This window comes from uncultured Jatrophihabitans sp. (genome assembly GCF_964244045.1).
Taxonomy (GTDB): Bacteria; Actinomycetota; Actinomycetes; order Mycobacteriales; family Jatrophihabitantaceae; genus Jatrophihabitans.
In genome coordinates, this window is sequence record NZ_CAXTHK010000001.1 from 270,274 (window position 1) to 288,159 (window position 17,886).

Below are 17,886 nucleotides of genomic sequence, written 5' to 3' on the forward strand. Positions count from 1 at the left end.
CCCTCCTCAGCCGGCCAACGACGGCAGGACGCCGTCGAAGTTTCTCGATGCCGCGCGCCGCTCGTCGGTGACGAGACCATAGGCGGTGTTGCGCTGACGGACCGTGCGTCCGGGCAGGCCGCCGACGATCTCCTCGAGCTGTGCGGCGGTCTTGGCCGAGCCGTGCTGGCTGCCGGCCATCCGGCTGATCGTCTCCTCCATCAGCGTGCCACCGAGATCGTTGACGCCGCCCTGCAGCACCTGCCGGCACCCGTCGACGCCCAGCTTCACCCAGGAACACTGGATGTTGTCGATGCGCCCGTGCAGCAGGATGCGGGCCATCGCGTGCACCGCACGGTTCTCCCGCGTCGTCGGCCCCGGGCGGGCCACGCCGGCCAGGTAGATCGGCGCGTTGGTGTGGATGAAGGGCAGCGCGACGAACTCGGTGAACCCGCCCGTCTGATCCTGGATCCGGGCCAGCGTGCGGAAGTGGCCGAGCCAGTGCGCCGGGTTGTCGACGTGGCCGTACATCATCGTCGAGCTCGAGCGCAGACCGACCTGGTGCGCGGTAGTGATGACCTCGATCCATTCCGACGCCGGTAACTTGCCCTTGGTCAGCAGCCAGCGCACGTCGTCGTCGAGGATCTCGGCCGCGGTGCCCGGGATCGAGTCGAGCCCCGCCTCCTTGGCCGCGATCAGCCACTCGCGGATCGACAGCCCGGTGCGGGCCGCGCCGTTGACGACCTCCATCGGGCTGAACGCGTGCACGTGCATGTCCGGCACGCGTTCCTTCACCGCGCGGGCGATGTCGAAGTACGCGGTCCCGGGCAGGTCGGGGTGGATGCCGCCCTGCATGCAGACCTCGGTGGCCCCGAGCGCCCACGCCTCCTCAGCACGACGCGCGAGCTCGTCCATCGACAACGTGTAGGCGTCGGCGTCGGTGCGCCGCTGGGCGAAGGCGCAGAACCGGCAACCGGTGTAGCAGACGTTGGTGAAGTTGATGTTGCGGTTGACGATGTAGGTGACGTCGTCGCCGACGACCTGCCGGCGCAGGTCGTCTGCCAGGCGCGCCACCGCGTCGAGTTCGGCGCCGTCGGCGTGCAGCAGGGCCAGCGCGTCGGCGTCACCGAGCGAGCCCGGATCGCGTTCGGCGTTGCGCAGCGCGCTGAGCACATCTGAGTCGAGACGCTGTGGGGCAGAGGTGCGGACGGACGCCTCGCGTACGGTCTCCCAGTCGCCGTAGACGCTGTCGAAGTCGGTCCGGCGGTCGGCTGACCGGCCCTCGGTGTCGATGGCGGTGTGCAGGTCGACCCGCCCGTCCGAGGCAGCGAGCAGGTTGGCGTCCTCGGGCTCCTGCCACGGCATACCTTGGGGTACGGCACCCTCCCGAGCCAGCCCGTCAGCGCCGGCCAGCGCGTGCACGTGCGGCATGATCCGCGGGTCGAGCCAAGGCTCCCCGGCGGTGACGTAGTTCGGGTACACGGTCAGCCGCTCGACGAGCCGGAAGCCGGCCTCGGCACTGCGGGCAGCGAGCTCGTCGATCATCGGCCAGGGCCGCTCCGGATTGACGTGATCGGGCGTCAGCGGCGATACGCCACCCCAGTCGTCGATGCCGGCGCGCAACAACAGGTCGAACTCGTCGCCGATCAGGTTGGGCGGGGCCTGGATGCGCATGCGGGGGCCGAGCACGAGCCGCGCGACGGCCACCGTCGCTGCGAGGTCGTCGAGCTCCGCGTCGGGCATGCGAGCCATCGCAGTGTCGGGCTTGGCCCGGAAGTTCTGGACGATCGTCTCCTGCAGCCCTTGGAACGCCCGCGCGATCCGACGCAGCTCGAACAGCGCGTCGACCCGCTCGGCCGGCGTCTCGCCGATGCCGATGAGGATGCCCGTGGTGAACGGGATGTTGGAACGGCCGGCATCCTCGAGCACCCGCAGCCGCACGGCGGGGTCCTTGTCCGGGGAGCCGAAGTGTGCGCCGTGCGGTTCTTCGAAGAGCCGCCGCGAGGTCGTCTCGAGCATCATGCCCATGGACGGCGCCACCGGCTTGAGCCGTTGGAGCTCGGCCCACGACATCACGCCCGGGTTCAGGTGCGGCAGCAGCCCCGTCTTCTCGAGCACCATGATCGACATCGCCCGCACGTAGGCGAGCGTCGAGTCGTAGCCGTGCGCGTCGAGCCATTCCTGCGCTGCGGGCCAGCGGTCCTCGGGACGGTCGCCGAGCGTGAACAGCGCCTCCTTGCAGCCCAGCGCCGCGCCCTGCGCAGCGATGGCGAGCACCTCGCCCGGCGACAGGAACGGCGCGGGCACCCGGTTCGGTGTGGTCGCGAACGTGCAGTAGTGACAGCGGTCGCGACACAGCCGGGTCAGCGGGATGAACACCTTGCGCGAGTAGGTGACGACGCCGGGGCGCCCGGCGTCGGCCAGCCCCTGGTCGCGCACCCGGGCTGCCGAGGTGCAGAGGTCGAGCAGCGCGTCGCCGCGAGCGCCCAGCAGGATCTCTGCCTCGGTGGCGTCCAGCGTCACGCCGTCACGGGCTCGTCGTAGCGCACGTCGTAGCGCAGTAGAGATGTCCATAGAGCTCACGCGGGTGCTCCTAGCCGAGATTCGGCGACTCCCGCCCGGAATGACTTCTGCTCCGCGACCTCTCGGGTGGACTCCCCACCCGGTCGCGGTTCTGACTACACGCTACCGACGCCTACAGCGCGCGTAGGCGCGGAAGTATTTCCTCGCCGTACAGCTTCAGGAAGGTGGCCTGGTCCGGGCCCGGGGCGTGGAAGACCAGGTGATTGAAACCGAGGTCGAGATAGGTCTTGATCTTCTCGACGTGCTCGTCGGGATCGGTGGACACGATGAACCGCTTCGCGGTCTGCTCGACCGACAACGCATCGGCCAGCCGCTGCATCTCCACCGGATCCTCGACACCCTGCTTCTGCTCCGCGCTCAGACCCAGCGCACCCCAGAAGTGCGTCGCGCGCATCGCTGCGTCCCGGTCGTGGTCGAAGGACACCTTGACCTCGATCATCATCTCCAGGTCAGTGATCGAGCGGCCTGCCTTCTCGGCACCCTCCGCGATCGCCGGCATCAACGTCTCGGTATACAGCGCCGGATCCTTACCCGACGTCGTGATCCACCCGTCACCCTGCCGTCCCGCAAAACGGGTCGCCGCCGGGCCGGAGGAGGCCAGCCAGATCGGCACCTGCTGCTCAGGCCGGTCATAGATCGTCGCCTTGTCCGTCGAGTAATAGTCACCCTCGAAACTGACCCGCTCCCCGCTCCACAGCTCACGGATCAGCTTCACCGCCTCCCGGAACCGGGCGAAGCGCTCCTTACCGTCCGGCCACTCCAACCCCAGCGGCACCTCGTTCATCGACTCCCCACTACCCAGCCCCAGCACCACCCGCCCCGGGTACAGACACCCCAACGTCGCGAACGACTGCGCCACGATCGCCGGGTGATAGCGGAACGTCGGCGTCAACACCGAGGTGCCCATCGTGATCCGCTCCGTACTGGCCCCCAACGCCCCCAACCAGCTCATCGCGAACGGCGCATGCCCACCATCGTGACGCCACGGCTGCAGATGATCACTGATGAACACCGAGTCGAACCCGTTCTGCTCAGCCAGGATCCCGTACTCCAGCAGCTCGCGCGGCGCGAACTGCTCGTTCGAGGCCTTGTAGCCCAACTTCAGATCAGCCATGGTCAGCGTCCTCCGGTCACGATGAGCTCCGCCTTCTGGAACTCCTTGAGCGTCGAGTACCCGCACTTGCCCATCACCCTGCGCACCGCACCGAACAGGTTGCGTTCCCCGGTGGGGTCCGACGTCGGGCCCACCAGCAATTCTTCCAGCGACGGGCGGTCGGCGGCATCTGCCCCCGCCGTAGCGAAGTCGACCACCGACGAGCGCGGTACGCGCGGGTGGGCGGCGGTCGGGTCCCAGTAGCGCCCGCCCCCCGGCGCCTCGGCCGCCTGCGCGAGCGGTTCGCCGAGCATGACCGCGTCGGCCCCGCAGGCCAGAGCCTTGGCGATGTCCCCGCCACTGGCTAGATCGCCGTAGGCCACGAGGTGCACGTAGCGGCCGCCGGTCTCGTCGAGGTAGTCGCGCCGGGCGGCCGCGGCGTCGACGAGCGCGGTGGCCATCGGGACGTCGATGCCCAGCACCGAGTGCGTCGTCGAGCCCAGGTGGGCGCCGTAGCCGATGATCACCCCGGCGGCGCCGGTGCGCATGAGGTGCAGCGCGGTCTGGTAATTGGTCACGCCGCCGACGAGCACCGGGACGTCGAGGTCGGCAATGAAGGTCTTGAGATTGAGGCCTTCGATGTCTGGGGCCTGCACGTGCTCGGCCGAGATCACCGTGCCCTGGATGACGAGCAGGTCGACGCCCTCGGCCAGCGCGTGCGGCGCCAGCTCGGCCGTGTGCTGCGGCGACAACCGCAGCGCTACCCGCGCCTTCGCCGCGCGCAACTCCGCAATGCGCGTGCGCAGGAGCTCCGGCGACACCGGCCGGGAGTACATCTGCTGCAGGGTGGCGGTCTCGCCGTCCAGCTTCTCGAGTTCTGCGGCCGGGTCGTCGTAGCGGGCCCACAGGCCTTCACCGTCGAGGACGGCGAGTCCGCCGAGCCGCTCGATCTCCGCTACGGTCGCCGGCGACACGGTGGCATCCGACGGCGCGGCAACGAACGGCAGGTCGAAGGCCAGCGCGTCGATCTGCCAGCTGGTCGACACGACGGCCGACCCGCGCGTGCGCCGTGTCGGCACGAGCGAGATCTCGTGCAGGTGGTATCCCCGGCGGGCGCTGCGTCCGAGGCCGATCTCCACTGTCTCCGGCATGCTTCGAGTCTGCCGTACGCGAGATCGTGGGCGTCAGACCGGTCGAAAAGCGAACATCACCGACAAAACGAAACTCGCCGAGGACGTTCGTCCCGTACGGCCGGGCTGTTTGCCGGTGTCGAGGCGGTCCGGGGCGCGGCATTGTTTACTTCACAAGGGCTTAACTCTCTCAGAGGGTTCCGTCGGGGGGCGGACGAGGCAGCAAGTCCCTGAGGGGTTGGAAGACGGGGGTCGGTTCGGCATTCGCGCGGGGGCGGGTGCCGACCAAGCACCACACTCGAATTCGTGGGTGTGTCGATCGACGAGCCGGCCCTCGGCGGGGGACGGCGATCGGCATCACCACAAGTTAGATCCGATGTAGATCCGATCCACCCGCAGCGAGCCAACCCGCAGAGGACGCCGTTCCCGCCATGACCTTGCTCGAGCCCATGACCGGGCCCCGGCCTGCTCGTGCGCCAAAGCTCGGCACGTTGCAGGCCGACAGCCTGCTGCACCTCGTGCTCGAGGCGCATCGGCACGTCACCTCGGACTTCTCGTCGGCGGCCATGATCGAGCGCCTGTTGCAGGCCGCCATCTCGCTCACCGGCGCCGACTACGGGGCGGTGGTCGTGTTGTCCGCGTCCGGGGGCGTCGCGCAGACGATCGTGAAACACGGTGAGGCCGCCGATGGCGCCGGCTGGCGGACCGTCCTCGAACCGTCGATCGACGAGTCTGGGAATCCTGCCTCGCCAAGCCAGCGCGCCCGCCAGGCTGGGCACGGACGACTGCTGGGCTCGTTGGTGCATGCGCGCCGCGTCCCGTTCCTCGAGCTCTACGTGGGCGTCGCGGTGTCGGGCGGGTTCGTCGACGACGCCGCGCTGCTGCTCGACGCGCTGTCCGAGCTCGCCGGCACCGCGGTCGAGAACGCGCTGCTGCACGAGGATGCGCAACGCAGCAAGGACTGGTTGCAGGCCTCCGGGGAGATCGCCCGCACGCTGCTGTCCGACACCGACGGCGACATGCTGAGTCAGGTGGTACATCGCGCCCTGCAGGTGGCCGAGGCCGACACCGTCGCGCTGCTGCTTCCCCATGGCAACGGGCTGCTACAGGTCGCGGTCTCGACCGGGCTCGGCGCCGAGGACTTCGACGGTTCTGTCGTTGCAGCCGATGCCTCCCCGCTCGGTCGGGCCGTGCTGCAGGGCGAGAGCGTGCTGGTCGATGATCTGGGTGACGTTGCGCGCAGGGAGTTCGACAACGTCAACGACCTCGGCCCGGTGATGTCCGCACCGCTGGTCGACGCGCGCGGCGTGCGCGGTGCGATTGTGCTGTGCCGCCGGCGCGGTTGCCCGAGTTTCACCGCCCACGACCTCGACCTGGCCACTACGTTCGCTGACCAGCTCGCGCTCGCCCTGGAGATGGACGACGCGCGCCTGCGCGGCGAGTGGGTGAAGGTGCTCGAGGTCCGCCACCGCATCGCTCAGGACCTGCACGACAACGTGATGCAGCGGTTGTTCGCCACCGGGGTCGGGTTGCAGAGCCTGGCCGGGGGCAGCCTGCCGGCCGACATCGCCCGCCGCCTCGGCCGCTACATAGCCGACCTGGACGAGACGATCGACGAGATCCGTACCCGGGTGTTCGGGTTGCGCGATGGCGACGGCCTTCGGCAGGGACCGACGCCAAGTCGCTTCCCCTACGTGCGGACGGACGAGCTTGCTCCGTAGCGCCTGTCGCTTCATGGCTAACGCAAGGCCCACGTAGGGTGCATCCATCGACTGACCGGAAGGCCCCCCGCCATGACCGCCGACTCCCCCAGCACGCTGACCCGGCTGTTCCTGCTCGACGATCACGAGATCGTCCGCCGCGGGCTGTCGGAGCTGCTCAACAGCGTCGAGGATTTCGAGGTGGTCGGTGAGGCCGGCACGGTGGCCGAGGCCTTGCGGCGCATCCCCGCCGTGAACCCGGACGTCGCCATCCTCGACGGCCGGCTGCCCGACGGCAGCGGCATCGAGGTCTGCCGAATCATCCGCGAGGAACAACCGAACGTCCGCTGCTTGATCCTGACCTCCTACGACGACGACGAGGCGATCTTCGCCGCGGTGCTGGCCGGCGCCGCCGGCTACGTGCTCAAGCAGATTCGCGGATCGAACCTCGTCGACGCGGTGCGCCAGGTGGCGGCCGGCCAGTCCCTGCTCGACCCCTCGGTCACCGACCGGGTGCTGCGCCGCATCCGTGAGGGCAAGCAGGAGGACGCGCGCCTGGCTTCGCTCAACACCCAGGAGCGCAAGATCCTCGTGCTGATCGCCGAGGGCCTGACCAACCGACAGATCGGCGAGCGGCTCTTCCTCGCCGAGAAGACGGTGAAGAACAACGTCTCGAGCCTGCTGGCCAAGCTCGGCATGCAGCGCCGCACCCAGGCCGCCGTGTACGGCGCCAACCTGCGCGAACCGAACACCGTCGACACCGACTTCTGACGACACCGACTTTTGACGACACCGACTTTTGACGACAACGACTTCGGACGACACCGATCGCGTGGGTCAGTTGCCGGAGTAGTTCGGGGCCTCGACGGTCATCTGGACGTCGTGGGGGTGCGATTCCTTCAGCGACGACTGGGTGATCCGGATGAACTGGCCGCGGTCGGCGAGTTCGGCGATGGTCCGGGCGCCCACGTAGAACATCGACTGCCGCAGACCACCGATGAGCTGGTGGGTAACGGCGGCGAGCGGGCCGCGGTAGGCGACCCGACCCTCGATGCCCTCGGGCACGATCTTGTCGTCGCTGGTTACCTCGGCCTGGAAGTACCGGTCCTTGGAATACGACTTCTTGCCGCGCGAGCTCATTGCGCCCAGCGAGCCCATGCCCCGGTAGGTCTTGTACTGCTTGCCGCTGACGAAGATCAGGTCGCCCGGCGTCTCGTCACAGCCCGCGAGCAGTGAGCCCAGCATGACGGTGTCGGCGCCGGCCACGATGGCCTTGGCGATGTCGCCGGAATGCTGCAGGCCGCCGTCTGCAATCACCGGCACACCCGCCGGCTTACAGGCCAGGGACGCCTCGTAGATGGCGGTGATCTGGGGTGCTCCGACGCCGGTGACCACCCGCGTCGTGCAGATCGACCCCGGCCCCACGCCCACCTTGACCGCGTCGGCACCGGCGTCGACGAACGCCTGCGCGCCGGCGCGGGTCGCGACGTTGCCGCCGATCACCTGCACATGACGGGTCGCACTATCCGTTTTCAGGCGACGGACCATGTCGAGCAACAACCGGACGTGCCCGTGCGCGGTGTCGGCGACGAGCACATCGACCCCCGCGTCGACGAGCCGGGTCGCGCGGTCCCAGGCGTCACCGAAGTAGCCGACCGCGGCACCGACCATCAACCGGCCGTGTGCGTCCTTCGAGGCGTGCGGGAACTGCTCGGACTTGACGAAGTCCTTCACCGTGATCAGGCCCGCCAGGCGTCCGTGCTCGTCGACGAGCGGCAACCGCTCGCGCTTGTGCTGGCGCAGGATCCGAGCGGCGTCGTCGTGCCCGATCCCGATCGGTGCCGTGATGAGCGGCATCGGCGTCATGACCTCGTCGACCTTGGTCGTGGCCCAGTCGCCCACCGGCACGAAGCGCAGGTCGCGGTTGGTGATGATGCCGAGCAGCTTCTGGTCCGCATCGACGACGGGCGCGCCCGAGATGCGGTACTCGCCGCACACCTCGTCGAGCTGCTCGAGGGTGGCGTCCCGGGAGATCGTCACCGGGTTCGCGATCATGCCCGTCTGGGTGCGCTTGACGAGGTCGACCTGGTACGCCTGGTCCTCGATGGACAGGTTGCGGTGCAGCACGCCGAGACCACCCTGGCGAGCGATGGCGATAGCCATCCGCGACTCGGTGACGGTGTCCATGGCCGCGGACAGCAGCGGCACCGCGATGTCGAGCTCGCGGGTCAGTCGGGTGCGGGTATCGACCTCGGCCGGGACGACGTCGGTCTCACCCGGGAGCAGCAGCACGTCGTCGAAGGTGAGCCCGATCGACGCGAACTTCGCCGGCAGGCCGTCGGAGAAGAACTCGTCGGACACTGCGGCTCCAAGCTGTAGGCGAGCTGCCATCGTACGTCCGTCGCGCTCACATGTTGGCGCAGTGGTGGGCGTCGTTTACCGTGGGGGTCGTGACGCACACGGCGGGGGTTCGATGAATCTCGACGACGGCCCGCTCGACCCGTTCCGCGGCGATCCGAATGACCCGGCCGCCGCCCTCGACGATGCTGCCGACACCTACGCCGCGCCGCCACTCACCGACGAGGAGCGCGAGGACGTTCTGGCCGACCTCACCGAATTGCAGTCGTTCCGCGCGATCCTCGCGCCCCAGGGTGTCGACGGAATCACCGTCGACTGCGCCGATTGCGGCGAGCAGCATTTCTTCGGCTGGGCCCTGATGGCGGCGAACCTGCAGGCCCTGCTCGGCGAGGGCCGTACGCACGTGCACGAGCCTGCCTACGCTCCTGACCCGGACGCCTACGTCAGTTGGGACTACGCCCGCGGCTACAACGACGCGGTGCAAGAGCTCTCGCAGCGTCCCTGAGCTACCGCAGCGCCGCGACGTTCCTGACAAAATCGGACGAGTCGTACCTCCAGCAAGAATTTCTTGCTGAATTCGTGTAATGCCGCGTCACCTTTCGTCGATTCAGTCTTTGGACCTCCTAACGACCACAGCCGAGTGGTCCCGGTCCCGAAAGGTCAGGACATGGCCGACGAACGACGGCTCCCCACTCCGCGTGAGGGCGACTGGGATTGGCAGATGGACGCCGCGTGCCGCGGCCAGGACACGTCGAACTTCTATCACCCCGAGAACGAGCGCGGGCCGTCGCGCGTGCGCCGCGAGATGCGCGCCAAGGCCGTCTGCGCAACCTGCCCGGTCGTCCAGAACTGCCTGCACTGGGCCTTGGCCGCCCGCGAGCCGTACGGCGTCTGGGGCGGGCTGTCGACCGAGGAACGCGAGACGCTGCTGATCGGCAAGTCCGCCTGAGCTCCTGCGCAACCCAACACGCGAACGGGGCCCGCAGCATGCGCTGCGGGCCCCGTTGCGTTGGTCGTGCTAGTGGCTGTGCCCGTGCCCGCCGTGGCTGTGACCGGCCTCGTCCTCGGACTCGGCCGGCTTCTCGACGATGGCGCTCTGCGTCGAGAGCACCAGCGAGGCCACCGACGCGGCGTTGGCGAGCGCGGCCTTGGTGACCTTGACCGGGTCGACGACGCCTGCCTGGAGCAGGTCGACATATTCGCCGGTCGCGGCGTTCAGGCCGTGGTTCTCGGCGAGTCCGGCCACCTTGGCCGTGACGACGTAACCCTCGAGGCCGGCATTGCTGGCGATCCAGCGCAGCGGTTCGACGAGCCCGCTGCGCACGATCGCGACGCCCGTCGCCTCGTCGCCGGACAGCCCGAGGTCACCGTCGAGTGCGGATGACGCGTGCACGAGAGCGGCACCGCCACCGGCGATGATGCCCTCCTCGACCGCCGCCCGGGTGGCCGAGATCGCGTCCTCGATGCGGTGCTTGCGCTCCTTCATCTCGACCTCGGTGGCCGCGCCGACCTTGATAACGCCGACCCCGCCGGCCAGCTTGGCCAGCCGCTCCTGCAGCTTCTCGCGGTCCCAGTCGGAGTCGGTGTCCTCGATCTCCTTGCGGATCTGGCCGACCCGCGCGTCGATGTCACTCTGCGACGCCGACCCGTGGGTGACCGTCGTCGTGTCCTTCGTGACCGTGACGTGCCCGGCGGTGCCCAGCGAGTCGAGCTGGACCTGGTCGAGCTTGAGGCCGACCTCGGGCGCGATGACCTCGGCGCCGGTGACGATCGCGAGGTCCTGCAGGAACGCCTTGCGGCGGTCACCGAAGAACGGCGCCTTGACCGCGACGGCCTGGAAGGTCTTGCGGATCGAGTTGACGACGAGCGTGGACAGCGCTTCGCCGTCGACGTCCTCGGCGATGACCACGAGCGGCTTGCCCGCCTGGGCGACCTTCTCGAGCACCGGCAGCAGGTCGGCGACAGCCGAGATCTTCTGCGTGGTGATGAGCAGGTACGGATTGTCGAAGCTCGTCTCGCCGGACTCAGGGTCGGTGACGAAGTACGGGCTGATGTAACCCTTGTCGAACTGCATACCCTCGGTGAACTCGAGCTCGGTGCTCATCGTCTGGGCTTCCTCGACGGTGATCACACCGTCCTTGCCGACCTGGGTGAACGCCTCGGCGATGAGCTTGCCGATGGTGGCGTCCTGCGCGGAGATGGTCGCTACGTGCGCCACCTCCTGCTCGCCGTTGACGGGCTGCGCGGCCTTGTCGAGGGCCTCGGTGACGGCCGTGACAGCAGCGTCGATGCCTCGCTTGAGCGCAACGGGGTTGGCGCCGGCCGCGACGTTCTTGAGGCCGGCGTTGACCAGGGCCTGGGCGAGCACGGTGGCCGTGGTCGTGCCGTCGCCGGCTACGTCGTTGGTCTTGGTGGCGACGGACTTCGCCAGCTGCGCGCCGAGATTCTCGAACGGGTCGTCGAGCTCGATGTCGCGGGCGATGGTCACGCCGTCGTTGGTGATCGTCGGCGCGCCGTAGGACTTCGCCAGCACGACGTTGCGGCCCTTGGGGCCGAGGGTGACCTTGACGGCGTTGGCCAGCTTGTCGACGCCGCGCTCGAGCGCACGCCGGGCCTCCTCATCGAAGGTGAGGGTCTTGGCCATGATGTTCCTTTCACAAGTGTGGTCCGGTGATTGATCCGGGGAAAAAGCCGAACGCCCCGGTCACGCAGAGCGCGCCGGGGCGGATCGGGTCGTGCTCGGTGTGCTCGGTCGAACTACTTCTCGATGACGGCGAGAACGTCGCGCGCCGAGAGCACGAGGTACTCCTCGCCGGCGTACTTGACCTCGGTGCCGCCGTACTTGCTGTACAGGACGGTATCGCCGACGGCGACGTCGATCGGGACGCGGTTGCCCGAGTCGTCGATGCGGCCGGGGCCGACGGCAAGGACGGTGCCCTCCTGGGGCTTCTCCTTGGCCGTGTCCGGGATGACGATGCCGGAAGCGGTGGTCGTCTCGGCCTCGTTGGCCTGCACGACGATGCGGTCCTCGAGCGGCTTGATGCTGACCTTGGTGGCGGTCACGATGTGACTCCCCTTCTGCAGGTGATGACTGGTTCAGTCAACTGGCGTATGAGCGGAGCCGGCTGCCGTCGCGGGGGTCAACCGATCCTCCTAGACTGGCACTCTAACGCGGTGAGTGCCAGCTGTCGACGGCGGGGTGGTCCGCTGGCGCTGTGGACAACCGTCGGGTGACGTCCTGCAGCCACCATGCTCGCAACCGTGGGCTGGGCAGAGATTGCGCGGGCGCAGGACGGCGCGATCACCCACCGGCAACTTGCGACGGCGGGGTTCAGCCCGTCGGCAACCCACCGACTGACGCGGGCGGGCGCGATCGAACGGCAGGAACGCGGGGTCTACCTGGTCCGCGGCGCCCCGTACACCTACCGCGCCAGGCTCTGGGTGGCCGTGTTGTGCACCGGAGGCGTCCTCGGGTTCGGTACGGCCGGTCATCTGTGGGGCACGGTCGACGAACCGCCGCCGCTGATCGACATCGTGCTGCCGCCGACCCGGCACGTGAGTCGCCCGCACGGCGTGCGGATTCACCGCGTGTACACGCCGACCTCGAGGATCACCACCCGCGAAGGTCTGCCGGTGACCACCCGGGCGGCAGACCTTGCTCGACCACCTGGGCCGTCTGCGGTCAGGCGAGGCACAGCGGTTGGCCGATCGGGCGCTACAGCGGGGATGGCTCACGCTTTCCGATGTCGAGCACCGCCTGACCGAGCACCCGGGACGTACCGGCAACACCCGACTGCGCGAGGTCGCGACCACCTGTGGGGACGGCGCGGCCGCACACTCCGAGCGGCTTCTGCACCGGTTGCTGCGTCAGGCCGGCATCGACGATTGGCTGCCGAATCATCCGGTGTGGTTCGAGGGAGAACTCGTCGCAGTGGTCGATGTCGCGATCCGATCGGCCCGGCTCGCCATCGAGGTCGACGGCCGGGCGTTTCACACCGACGTCGACCGCTTCCAACGCGACCGGCAACGGCAGAACGCCCTGGTTGCACTGGGGTGGACCGTGCTGCGCTTCACCTGGGCCGACCTGATCGAGCGACCTGGGTACGTGGTGGCCACGATCCAGGGTCACCTCCCCTGATCGTGGAGTGTTCCGCCCGGTTACCGCACTCAACACTCCACGATCGGTCAGGGATCGGCCCTGGTCCAGGTAGCACCCGCGTCGCGCGTCGTCCAGATGGTCCGCCCACCGTCGGTGACCAATCGCCCAACCGTCGTGGTCTCGAACCCGGCGAAGGTGATGCCGGCCGAGATGTCGACCGACGCGTCCGCAGTCCACGACGCGCCGCTGTCGGTGGTGCGGTAGAGCGTTGTCCCGCCGGCAATGAAGGTCGTCCTCGAAACGGCAGCCACGAAGGGGGCGGCCTGTGCTGCGGCCGGCAGCAGGCGATCGACCGACAGCGATCCGGTAGGCGTCCCGAGGACGAGGGCCGGACGCCCGCCGGACGTGGGCGTGCAAACCAGCGCCACCAGGTCGTTCGAGGCGGCCGCAACGCCGGTGCTGCTGATCACGCCGGCGCCGGACGGGCACGGCACGCCGCGGTTAGTCCAGTTATCGCCGTCGTCGCCGGAGGTGAACAGTTGCGACGCGCTGGGTTTTGCCGGGTTGTCGAGGCCCACGATATAGGCGGCCTCGCGCGTGCGGACCAGCACCGCAGCGGTCAGCAGGCTGCCTGGGCCGGACAGCGTGCGTACCGTCCACAACGGGCTGCCGATGGCGGCCGTCGAGACGGAGATGACATCCCGCCTCAGGCTCAGCCGGATGACGTTGCCGTTCAGGGTCTCCAGCGCGTCGGCGCCGCCGGCGAGCTGCGTCCAGTGCACGGCGCCGTCGCGGGTCATGAACAACGCGTTCGGACCGTAGGCGTAACCGACCGAGTCGGTGGCGAAGCGGATGTCGGTGACGCACTTGTCGGGCGGGCAGCCGGCGCTCACGCCGGACACGTCGAACGGGGTGTCGGCGCGGCCCGCCCACGTCGTGCCGTCGGTGCTGCGTAGCAGCGCGGTGCACCGTCCGGAGCCGCTGAGGCAGTCGGCCGAGGCCAGGGCCCAGCCGGAGTCTGCGCTGGTGAAGGTCAGGTCGACGATCCGGACGTTGCGCAGCGCCGGCGTCGACCCGGTGGCCGTGGGGCTCGGGGTCGGGGAGCTGTTGCGCGGCGTGGGAGCCGGGGTCAGCACGGACGGCACCGGCACCGGCAACGAGTCACTGCTGTCCGGCGCGTGGTCGGAGCGGCCGGGCTGCACGATCGCCAGCACGACGGCAACGATCGCCGCCACGCAGGCCGCGGCCAGCAACGGCGTGCCGAAGGTCGTCCAGGGGTGGCGGACCCGGCGCTGCTCGCCGACGGCCAGCAAGCGCTGAGTCAACGCGTGCGCGTCCGGAGCGTCGTCTGCCCGTGCCGAGAGCGAACGCCGCAGCCCGCGTTCGAGCGGATCGGTGTCGTGGGGTTCGGTCATGGTGCCATCTCCGCGCGAAGCGTCGCGAGCCCGCGACTGATGAGGCTGCGCACCGTGCCGACGCGGGCGCCCAGGGCGGCGGCGATGTCGGTGTCGCTGAGGTCTTCAAAGTAGCGCAGCACGAGAGCGGCGCGCTGGCGTTCGGGCAGGTGAGTGAGGCCGGCCCAGATCTCGTCGCGGTCGGCGACCTGCGCGACCGGGTCGTGGTCGTCGGCGCGCTCGGGCACGTCGGCGTAGGCGAACTCGCGGCGTGCCGCCCGGCGTCGCTGGTTGATGTACTGGTTGGCCAGCGATCGGCGGACGTAGGCGATCGGCACCTCGGCCGCCTCGACCTTCGTCCACCGTGGCAGCAGCCGGACCATCGTGTCCTGGACCAGCTCCTCGGCCGCGAGCGCGTTGCCGGTCAAGACGTAGGCCATCCGCAGCAGGGCTGGTGTGTGCAGGCGGACGAACGCCGCGTACCCGGTGTCCGGATCGGGCACAGCGAGGTCACGGGCGCCTGGGTCGGTCGGGCGGATCACCAGCACCTCCATGCCCAACAGACAGTGCGGAGTGCCGAAACGTTGCGTTGCGGTCAGTCCAGCGGTCGGTAATGCGTCCCGTCGTCGTCCAGGCGCCATACCTGCCGGGTGCGCGACGGCGTGGGCACGCCCTTGGCCTGCAGCGTGCGCCAGAGCGGGCGGTGCCAGGTGGTCATCGGGATCGACGGCACGACCTGGACGTACCGGGGGCGGTGCACGAGCGGCAGCTTGCCGAGCGGTTGCTCGAGGTCGGCGCTGGTCAGCTGGGCACCCGAGCGGACCGTGACGGCCACGACGACGACGTCACGCACGTCGTCATCGTCGCCCTCGGGGACGCCATAGGCCACGATCAGGTCGACGGCCGGGACAGTGGCCAACGCATAGCGGGCGGCGGACGGCAGCGCGGGGCCGTGGGCGGTGTCGACGATCTCGGACAATGAGCCGGCGAGCCACAGATCGCCCTGACCGTCGCGTAGGAACAGATCGCCCGACGATTGCCACGCGTCGCCGCTCTCGAACACCCCACGCATCGGCGTCCCGGCGCTGGACTCGGCCGAGTGCACGCGGGCCAGCAGCAGGCCGATCTCGTCCACCAGGCACTCCCGGGCCAGGCCGTCGGAACCCAGGCGCAACCGTTTGGTCGCGAGGTCGAAGGACGCCACCCGCACCTCAGCGGTGCCGGGCAGCGGCTTGCCCATCGAGCCGGCCGTGCGGCCCTTGACGTTGGCCAGGATCGCCTCGCCCTCGGCGGAGGCGTAGAACTCGACGATCTTCGTCGTCGGGAACCGCTCCGCGACGCGGCGCCCGAGATTGCGGGGCATGCCCGAGCCGATGAACATCCGGATCGGGTGGTGCTGCTCGGCCGGGTTGGGCGGCGCGTCGACGATGTCGTGCAGCGACGTCCAGGTGTAGGCGACGTGGGTGGCGCCGTAGCGGCGCACCTCTTCCCAGAACGTGTCGGGGTCGTCGTGGCTCGCCAGCGCGAACCGCGCGCCCGAGGCCACCGCCCCGCCGATGCTCATCAGCAGCGCGGACGAGTGGTGGATCGGCGTCGTGCTGAACACCGTGTCGCCGGGGCGCAGCGAGGCAGCAGACGCGGTCCCGAGTGCCGACAGCGCCCACCGGCGGTTGGTGATCTGCAACGCCTTCGTGCCGGCGCCCTCGCCGGTGAACAGCACGAAGGCGACATCGGTGGCCTTGTGCGGGTTGGGGCTGAACCACCCGGGCAAGGGCACCTGGTCGGGGTCGATGCGCTCCATGTCCAGGGCGCGGGGGTGCAGCTTTCGCCCCTCGCCCCCGCCCCCCAGCACGGCCCACTCGACGTCGGCGAGCTCATCCAGGGGATCGAGGTGCTCGGGGTCGGAGATCACCCGGCCGACGCGGCCCAGCGCGATCTCCCGCTTGGTGTCGCCGTCGGGCCGCAGCAGCACCGCGGTGGCGCCGAGCCGGCTGACCGCCGCGATGACGGTGAACGCGCTGGGGCGGGTGGCCATCAGCACCCCGACGCGGTCGCCGTGCCGCACCCCGATGTCGATCAGCCCGCGCACGACGTTGTCGACGCGACGCTTGAGGTCGTGCTGGCGGTACGCGCGATCGCCGAACAGGAAGGAGATGTCCTCGGGCGCGCGCCGGGTCTGTTCGTCCAACAGCAGCCCGAGCGAGATCTGGGTGTGCGGCTCGAGCTGCTCGATGCGGCTGAGCCGCGGCAACTGCTGGGGTGCGTCGCGGACGATGCCGCGCACGAGCCGGGTGACCCGCTTGCCCTGCTGGACGGCGATGCGTCCGGCGCCGACGCCGAGCTCGATGGCCTGACCCACCGCGGCCATGCTCGCGTCTGGGCGCGGGCCGCGTCCGGGTGTGACGGTGTCTGCGAGGACGATCTCGTCGGGAAGCGGGGCCTGCTCCTGGCGCCAGCGCACCCACGACGAGACGTCCGGCCAGGTGCGTTCGTTCGCGGTGGAGCCGACGACGAGCCCGAAGTGCCCCACCGGTAGCGACACCTCGTAGACGGTCGCCCGCGGCGCCGCGCGCCTGATCGCGCGCACCGAGTCCGGGTGGCCGATGGTGTCGCGGCTGCCCAGGAAGGTGAGCACGGGCAGCTCGATGTCGGCCAGCGTGACGAGCCGGTCGTCGATGACGAAGCCGCCCTCGAGCATCCGGTTGTGCGTCACGAACTGCTCGAGCAGCTCGGCGATCGCCGGCCCCGAGTAGGCCGTCCACCCATCGCCGTCGAGGAAGCGGCGCTGCCGCTCACGGGGCAGCAGCGAGTCCCGGTCGGTGAGGGCGAGCAGAAACTGGACGCGGTCCTGCAGCGACTTGGCCGGCGTCAGCATCTTGAAGGCCGAGCGCGAGAACCAGCCGGGGACGGCGATCTTGCGCAGCAGGCCCGACTCGACGATGTCGTTCGCCAGGCGTGACACCACGTCCGGCGAGATCGGGATGGGCAGCGGCGCGCGGGTGTCGACGGGCGAGCCGAAGGTGACGAGGCTGTCGATGTCGCGCCCGCGCCGGTAGGCCGCGGCCTGGTAGGCGAACATGCCGCCCTGCGAGTACCCGGCGAGCACGACCGGCCGGTCGGTGGCTTTGACGACGCGATCGATCGCGTCGCTGACCGCGAGGACGTGGTCGGTGAGTGTTCGCTCGAGGCCGCCGGGCTCGCGGTCGGGATGGCCGAAGTCGACGACCCAGGTGTCGAGGCCCTCGGCGTGCAGCGAGCCGACCGCGGTCGTGTTCGGTGAGACGTCCCAGACCTCCGTGGTGACCATCAGCGGCGGGATCATCAGCAACGGAGTGGCGCCGGGCGGGACGTCGTCGGCGAAGTAGTGCCGTAGCCGGTAGTTCTGCTGCTCGGCCTCGACGGTGAAGGGCGACTGCTCCTCACCGGTGTCCAGCCCGCCGAACCGGACGAACTCGGCGACGTTGCGGGCCGTGTGCTGCACCCGCTGGGCATAGCGCACCACGGCGCTACCGGTTTCCGCGCTGTGGCCCGTTGCGTCCGTCATCTGGTG

14 protein-coding genes and 1 pseudogene are annotated in these 17,886 nt (G+C 69.6%); 6 read left to right on the top strand and 9 right to left on the bottom strand.

Annotated features, from left to right (window positions below):
- Positions 1 to 6: 6 nt before the first annotated feature.
- The 3 genes from ACFFC4_RS01320 to ACFFC4_RS01330 all read right to left on the bottom strand — a co-directional run bounded on the left by ACFFC4_RS01320 (position 7) and on the right by ACFFC4_RS01330 (position 4,806).
- Positions 7 to 2,553, bottom strand: coding sequence for a bifunctional FO biosynthesis protein CofGH (locus ACFFC4_RS01320; RefSeq protein WP_375497164.1), 2,547 nt, complete (start codon positions 2,551 to 2,553; stop codon positions 7 to 9).
- 121 nt (positions 2,554 to 2,674) lie between these two features.
- Complete coding sequence (gene fgd, locus ACFFC4_RS01325; RefSeq protein WP_375496992.1) at positions 2,675 to 3,676, bottom strand: glucose-6-phosphate dehydrogenase (coenzyme-F420); 1,002 nt, start codon at positions 3,674 to 3,676, stop codon at positions 2,675 to 2,677.
- Between the two features lie 2 nt (positions 3,677 to 3,678).
- Positions 3,679 to 4,806, bottom strand: a complete 1,128-nt coding sequence (locus tag ACFFC4_RS01330; protein WP_375496994.1) for a GuaB3 family IMP dehydrogenase-related protein — start codon at positions 4,804 to 4,806, stop codon at positions 3,679 to 3,681.
- Between the two features lie 410 nt (positions 4,807 to 5,216).
- On the opposite strand from ACFFC4_RS01330, the gene ACFFC4_RS01335 reads away from it, so the two are divergent.
- On the top strand, positions 5,217 to 6,506 hold the full coding sequence (locus ACFFC4_RS01335) for a GAF domain-containing protein (RefSeq protein ID WP_375496996.1): 1,290 nt from the start codon (positions 5,217 to 5,219) through the stop codon (positions 6,504 to 6,506).
- Positions 6,507 to 6,578: 72 nt separating this feature from the next.
- On the top strand, positions 6,579 to 7,256 hold the full coding sequence (locus tag ACFFC4_RS01340) for a response regulator (RefSeq protein WP_375496998.1): 678 nt from the start codon (positions 6,579 to 6,581) through the stop codon (positions 7,254 to 7,256).
- A gap of 66 nt (positions 7,257 to 7,322) precedes the next feature.
- Here the strand turns inward: ACFFC4_RS01340 and guaB are convergent, their stop codons facing one another.
- Entirely contained in the window at positions 7,323 to 8,876 is a 1,554-nt protein-coding gene (gene guaB, locus ACFFC4_RS01345; RefSeq protein ID WP_375497000.1) for an IMP dehydrogenase, read from the bottom strand.
- A gap of 82 nt (positions 8,877 to 8,958) precedes the next feature.
- On the opposite strand from guaB, the gene ACFFC4_RS01350 reads away from it, so the two are divergent.
- Together ACFFC4_RS01350 and ACFFC4_RS01355 are read left to right on the top strand one after the other, a co-directional pair.
- Positions 8,959 to 9,348 (top strand): DUF5319 family protein, encoded by a 390-nt coding sequence (locus ACFFC4_RS01350; RefSeq protein WP_375497002.1) that lies wholly within the window; start codon positions 8,959 to 8,961, stop codon positions 9,346 to 9,348.
- A 162-nt stretch (positions 9,349 to 9,510) separates the two neighbouring features.
- Complete coding sequence (locus tag ACFFC4_RS01355) at positions 9,511 to 9,792, top strand: WhiB family transcriptional regulator (RefSeq protein ID WP_375497004.1); 282 nt, start codon at positions 9,511 to 9,513, stop codon at positions 9,790 to 9,792.
- A gap of 69 nt (positions 9,793 to 9,861) precedes the next feature.
- Here ACFFC4_RS01355 and groL read toward each other — a convergent pair whose 3' ends face one another.
- Positions 9,862 to 11,487, bottom strand: coding sequence for a chaperonin GroEL (gene groL, locus ACFFC4_RS01360; RefSeq protein ID WP_375497006.1), 1,626 nt, complete (start codon positions 11,485 to 11,487; stop codon positions 9,862 to 9,864).
- Positions 11,488 to 11,600: 113 nt separating this feature from the next.
- Entirely contained in the window at positions 11,601 to 11,909 is a 309-nt protein-coding gene (gene groES, locus ACFFC4_RS01365; RefSeq protein ID WP_375497166.1) for a co-chaperone GroES, read from the bottom strand.
- A gap of 183 nt (positions 11,910 to 12,092) precedes the next feature.
- On the opposite strand from groES, the pseudogene ACFFC4_RS01370 reads away from it, so the two are divergent.
- Both ACFFC4_RS01370 and ACFFC4_RS01375 read left to right on the top strand, forming a co-directional pair.
- Positions 12,093 to 12,236, top strand: a pseudogene (locus ACFFC4_RS01370) (type IV toxin-antitoxin system AbiEi family antitoxin domain-containing protein); the annotation flags it as partial.
- Between the two features lie 307 nt (positions 12,237 to 12,543).
- Entirely contained in the window at positions 12,544 to 12,981 is a 438-nt protein-coding gene (locus ACFFC4_RS01375; protein ID WP_375497008.1) for an endonuclease domain-containing protein, read from the top strand.
- Between the two features lie 47 nt (positions 12,982 to 13,028).
- Here ACFFC4_RS01375 and ACFFC4_RS01380 read toward each other — a convergent pair whose 3' ends face one another.
- From ACFFC4_RS01380 to ACFFC4_RS01390, 3 genes are read right to left on the bottom strand one after another with little or no spacing between them, the layout of a single operon-like run.
- Complete coding sequence (locus ACFFC4_RS01380) at positions 13,029 to 14,357, bottom strand: hypothetical protein (RefSeq protein ID WP_375497010.1); 1,329 nt, start codon at positions 14,355 to 14,357, stop codon at positions 13,029 to 13,031.
- A complete protein-coding gene (locus ACFFC4_RS01385) occupies positions 14,354 to 14,878 on the bottom strand; it encodes a SigE family RNA polymerase sigma factor (RefSeq protein ID WP_375497012.1) in 525 nt (174 codons plus the stop codon). The genes ACFFC4_RS01380 and ACFFC4_RS01385 overlap by 4 nt, the downstream gene beginning before the upstream one ends.
- 53 nt (positions 14,879 to 14,931) lie before the next feature.
- Positions 14,932 to 17,880, bottom strand: a complete 2,949-nt coding sequence (locus ACFFC4_RS01390; protein ID WP_375497014.1) for an AMP-binding protein — start codon at positions 17,878 to 17,880, stop codon at positions 14,932 to 14,934.
- Positions 17,881 to 17,886 lie beyond the last annotated feature (6 nt).

Excerpts from the sequence above, each read along its gene's own strand:
- fgd (WP_375496992.1), bottom strand. The coding sequence starts at position 3,676 with ATGGCTGATCTGAAGTTGGGCTACAAGGCCTCGAACGAGCAGTTCGCG.
- groL (WP_375497006.1), bottom strand. The coding sequence starts at position 11,487 with ATGGCCAAGACCCTCACCTTCGATGAGGAGGCCCGGCGTGCGCTCGAG.
- ACFFC4_RS01340 (WP_375496998.1), top strand. The coding sequence starts at position 6,579 with ATGACCGCCGACTCCCCCAGCACGCTGACCCGGCTGTTCCTGCTCGAC.
- ACFFC4_RS01380 (WP_375497010.1), bottom strand. The coding sequence starts at position 14,357 with ATGACCGAACCCCACGACACCGATCCGCTCGAACGCGGGCTGCGGCGT.
- guaB (WP_375497000.1), bottom strand. The coding sequence starts at position 8,876 with ATGGCAGCTCGCCTACAGCTTGGAGCCGCAGTGTCCGACGAGTTCTTC.
- ACFFC4_RS01350 (WP_375497002.1), top strand. The coding sequence starts at position 8,959 with ATGAATCTCGACGACGGCCCGCTCGACCCGTTCCGCGGCGATCCGAAT.
- ACFFC4_RS01320 (WP_375497164.1), bottom strand. The coding sequence starts at position 2,553 with ATGGACATCTCTACTGCGCTACGACGTGCGCTACGACGAGCCCGTGAC.
- ACFFC4_RS01335 (WP_375496996.1), top strand. The coding sequence starts at position 5,217 with ATGACCTTGCTCGAGCCCATGACCGGGCCCCGGCCTGCTCGTGCGCCA.
- ACFFC4_RS01390 (WP_375497014.1), bottom strand. The coding sequence starts at position 17,880 with ATGACGGACGCAACGGGCCACAGCGCGGAAACCGGTAGCGCCGTGGTG.
- ACFFC4_RS01330 (WP_375496994.1), bottom strand. The coding sequence starts at position 4,806 with ATGCCGGAGACAGTGGAGATCGGCCTCGGACGCAGCGCCCGCCGGGGA.
- ACFFC4_RS01355 (WP_375497004.1), top strand. The coding sequence starts at position 9,511 with ATGGCCGACGAACGACGGCTCCCCACTCCGCGTGAGGGCGACTGGGAT.